The organism is Microbacterium sp. B19 (genome assembly GCF_000333395.1).
In the GTDB taxonomy this organism is placed as follows: Bacteria; Actinomycetota; Actinomycetes; order Actinomycetales; family Microbacteriaceae; genus Microbacterium.
Window position 1 is genome coordinate 1 of sequence record NZ_BADA01000222.1, and the last position, 3,623, is coordinate 3,623.

Below are 3,623 nucleotides of genomic sequence, written 5' to 3' on the forward strand. Positions count from 1 at the left end.
GTCTGGTCGACGATCGTGTCGACGACCCCGAAAGGGATGCCATGAACGAAACCCCCGTGCGCGCGCCGAGCTGGCCGGGCTACCGCGAAGTCCACCGCGTCACCACGCTGCTGCGCCGCGAGTCGGTCGGCGGGATGCTGCTGGTGGTGGCCGCGATCGCGGCGATCATCTGGGCGAACTCCCCCGCCTCGGACGCGTACTTCGCGCTGCGCGACCTGCGGTTCGGGTACGAGCCGTGGCACCTCGAGCTGAGCGTCGGGTCCTGGGCGGCGGACGGGCTGTTGGCGATCTTCTTCTTCATGGTCGGGCTCGAACTGAAGCGCGAGATCGTCGTGGGGAGCCTCCGCCGGTTCAGCACCGCGATCGTGCCGATCACCGCCGCCGCCGCGGGCGTCGCGGTGCCGGCGCTGATCTACGTGCTGGTGACGTCGTCGCAGCCGAGCCTGCTCGCCGGCTGGGCGATCCCCGCGGCGACCGACATCGCGTTCGCCGTGGCCGTGCTCGCTCTGGTCGGCTCGCACCTGCCCGGGCCGCTGCGCATCTTCCTGTTGACCCTCGCGGTGGTCGACGACCTCATCGCGATCGCGATCATCGCGCTGTTCTACACGAGCGACATCTCGCTCCTGCCCCTCGCGATCTTCGCGGTCCTCGTCGCGATCTACGGCACCATCGCGCACCTCGGCCGCGCGTGGTTCGCGCGGCACGCCTGGGCCGCGTGGGTCGTGCTGCTCCCGATCGGTTTCGCGGCGTGGGCCTTCCTGCACGCGTCGGGCGTCCACGCGACCATCGCGGGTGTCGCGCTGGGCTTCACGATCCCGGTCGCTCCGTCGAAGCGTCAGCCCGAGATCCGCGGCATGGATCTGGCTGAGCAGTTCGAGCGCCGCTTCCGCCCGCTGTCGGCAGGCGTCGCGGTCCCGATCTTAGCGTTCTTTGCGGCGGGCGTCGCGATCGGCGGCGGCGAAGGCCTCGCGCCCGCGGTGATGGACCCCGTCACGATCGGTGTCGTCGCGGGTCTCGTGCTGGGCAAACCGATCGGCATCCTGCTCGGGGTCCGCGTGCTCACGCTCGTGATGAAGGTGCGCCTCGACCCGGCGCTGAAGTGGATCGACCTAGCCGGCGTCGGCCTCCTCGCCGGGATCGGGTTCACGGTGTCGCTGCTCATCGCGGAACTCAGCTTCCCCGCCGGGTTGGAGCACACCGACGACGCGAAGATCGCGATCATGGTCGCCTCGCTGATGGCATCCCTCCTGGCGGCCAGCGTCCTGTTCATGCGCAACCGTCGCTACAGGCAGCTCGCGACGGAGGAAGAGGTGGATGCCGACGGCGACGACATCCCGGACGTCTACCAGCAGCCGCTCCCCCGCGACCGCTGAGCGCGAGCCGGGTCAGCCGCTGACCGCGGCGCGGGTCAGTCGCTGATCGCGAGCCGGATCAGCCGAAGATCTGCGCCGCGATGTCGGACAGCCACGCCCGCGCGTTGACGTTCACGGTCTCGAGGTAGATCCAGACGTCGTCGCGCGCGACGACCACGTCCTCGCTGCTGGCCGCGTCGCCCGGACGCATGCAGTACTGCGCCCCGAAGTCCTGCGCGGCCTGGCATTGGTACCCCTCGGATGCCAGCTGCCCCAGGCCGGCGTTCACGTCGGCGGGGCTCGCGGTGCTGACGATGAGCAGGACCGCGGCCGCCTCTTCCTGGATCCAGTTGCACGACAGCTTCGTCGTAGCGTTCGGCGGCGAGGGACGGACGAACCCGTCGGCGTGCTGCGCGGTCAAGCCGCCCACGGTCTCGGCCCGGCTGCTCGCGGTGCCGAGTTCGTCGCAGGATGCCGGGACCCGGGACACGACTCTGGTGGAGGTCTCGGACGCGGTCGGCGTGGGGGTGGCCGCGGGCGTCGGCGTCGCGACGGTCACCGTGGGGGTGGCGGTCTCGGTCGCGACGGGGGTCGCCGGCTCGGGAACGCAGCCGGCGAGGCCGGCGATCGCGATCACGGCCACGACGACGGCAGCGTTCCTCCATCGAGGCATGGTCGATCCTCTCGACGCGCGCGCGGTTGCGGGTGTGCGCGGCGCGGTGCGCCCACCCTAGCGGGTGACCGCGGCCCGTGTCTCAGGCGGACGCGCGCTCGATGATCTCGGTGGCGAGGATCGCTGCGTTCGCCGTCGCCCGCCCCGCGAGCACGTCGAGCAGCATCGTCGCCATCTGGCGGCCCTGGTCGTGCGAGGGCTGACGCACCGTGGTCAGAGCGGGCACGAGCGACGTCGCCACCGCCGAATCGTCGAACCCGATGACGGCGATGTCGCGCCCCGGCTCATGGCCGTGCTCGCGCAGCGCGGTGTACGCCCCGCGGGCCATGAGGTCGCTCGCGACGAACAGCCCGTCGGGAAGATCCCCGGATGCCAGGATCCGGCGCATCGCGTCGGCACCGCCGACCTCGGTGAAGTCGCCGTCCTCCACGGCCACCGGCTCGAGTCCGGCTTCGTCGAGCACTTCGCGGAACCCCTGCAGCCGGTCGATGCCGGCGGGCATGTCGGAGGGTCCGGATACCGTCGCGATGCGGCGATGACCACGGTCGAGGAGGTAGCGGGTGGCATCCCGCCCGCCCTGGACGTTGTCGACGTCGACGTAGTGATCGCTGGGGCGCACGCGTGCCGGGCGTCCGCCGAAGACGACGGGGACGGTGTCGGCGAGACGATCCACGAACGTGTCACTGGTGTGGTGCGAGGCGACGATCGCGCCGTCGACACTGCCGCTGCGCAGGTAGCCGAGGGCCTTGGCGCTCGCGTCATCGCTGGCGATCAGCATGTTCATGACGTAGTCGGACTCGCCGATGACCTCGCCGATGCCCGCGACGATCGATCCGAAGAACGGGTCGCCGAAGAAGCGGTCGGTGTCCTCGGGGATGACGAGGGCGATGGCCCGCGTCTGACGGCTGGCGAGGGAACGCGCCGCGCGGTTGGGCACGTACTGCAGCTCGTCGATGGCGCGCCGCACGGCTTCGAGCGCGGACGGCGACACCGCGGTCGAGCCGTTGACCACGCGCGACACGGTGGAACGGGACACGCCTGCTCGTGCGGCGACCTCTTCGATGGTCGCGGTGCCGCGTACGGGGGTCAGCGACATCGGGCTCCTCCGGGATGAGCGACCGCGCCGCTTCACTCGCGGCGACGTTGCGAGCGTACTCCTCCGGCCCCGTTCGGACCGCTTACGCCGTGCTTGGACAGCGCGTCCTTCAGCGCACGAGCGGACGCGAAGCCGGACCGCTCGGCGATCTCGACGAGGCCGTGGCCGCCCTCCGCGGCGAGCAGTGCCCGCGCGAGCGCCAGCCGGTGCGCGCGGAGGACCTCGGCGGGCGACTCGCCGTGCGCCCGGAATGCGCGTTCCAGCCGCCGTCGTCCCGTGCCCAGGCGAGTAGCGACGGCGTCGATCGTGAGGTCGCGCTGCGAGGCTTCGGCCTCGAGGATCGTGCGCGCGTGCGAGTGCAACCGGTCGTAGTCCGCCTCAGCCGAGGGGCGTGGCAACCGGGGGCTGGACAGCGCCACCGCCTCCGCGCGGACCGCGGCGATCAGCGCCCGGAGGGAAGCTGCCACCGCGGCGGCGCCGCTGAATACCCCCCCCCCCCCCC

General features: G+C 71.7%; 4 protein-coding genes. 1 reads left to right on the forward strand and 3 read right to left on the reverse strand.

The annotated features are described in order from the left end of the window. Positions 1–41 precede the first annotated feature (41 nt). A complete protein-coding gene (gene nhaA / locus I5G_RS08245; RefSeq protein WP_026095770.1) occupies positions 42–1,373 on the forward strand; it encodes a Na+/H+ antiporter NhaA in 1,332 nt (443 codons plus the stop codon). Positions 1,374–1,431: 58 nt separating this feature from the next. On the opposite strand, the gene I5G_RS08250 is transcribed toward nhaA, so the two are convergent. The 3 genes from I5G_RS08250 to I5G_RS08260 all read right to left on the reverse strand — a co-directional run. Further along, the gene (locus tag I5G_RS08250) at positions 1,432–2,025 is read right to left on the reverse strand and encodes a hypothetical protein (protein WP_148286448.1); all 594 of its coding nucleotides are present in this window, start codon (positions 2,023–2,025) and stop codon (positions 1,432–1,434) included. Positions 2,026–2,107: 82 nt separating this feature from the next. Continuing rightward, positions 2,108–3,121 (reverse strand): LacI family DNA-binding transcriptional regulator, encoded by a 1,014-nt coding sequence (locus tag I5G_RS08255; protein ID WP_022878630.1) that lies wholly within the window; start codon positions 3,119–3,121, stop codon positions 2,108–2,110. 32 nt (positions 3,122–3,153) lie between these two features. Beyond that, positions 3,154–3,623: helix-turn-helix domain-containing protein (locus I5G_RS08260; protein ID WP_204365552.1), on the reverse strand; the 470-nt coding region annotated here is incomplete at its 5' end.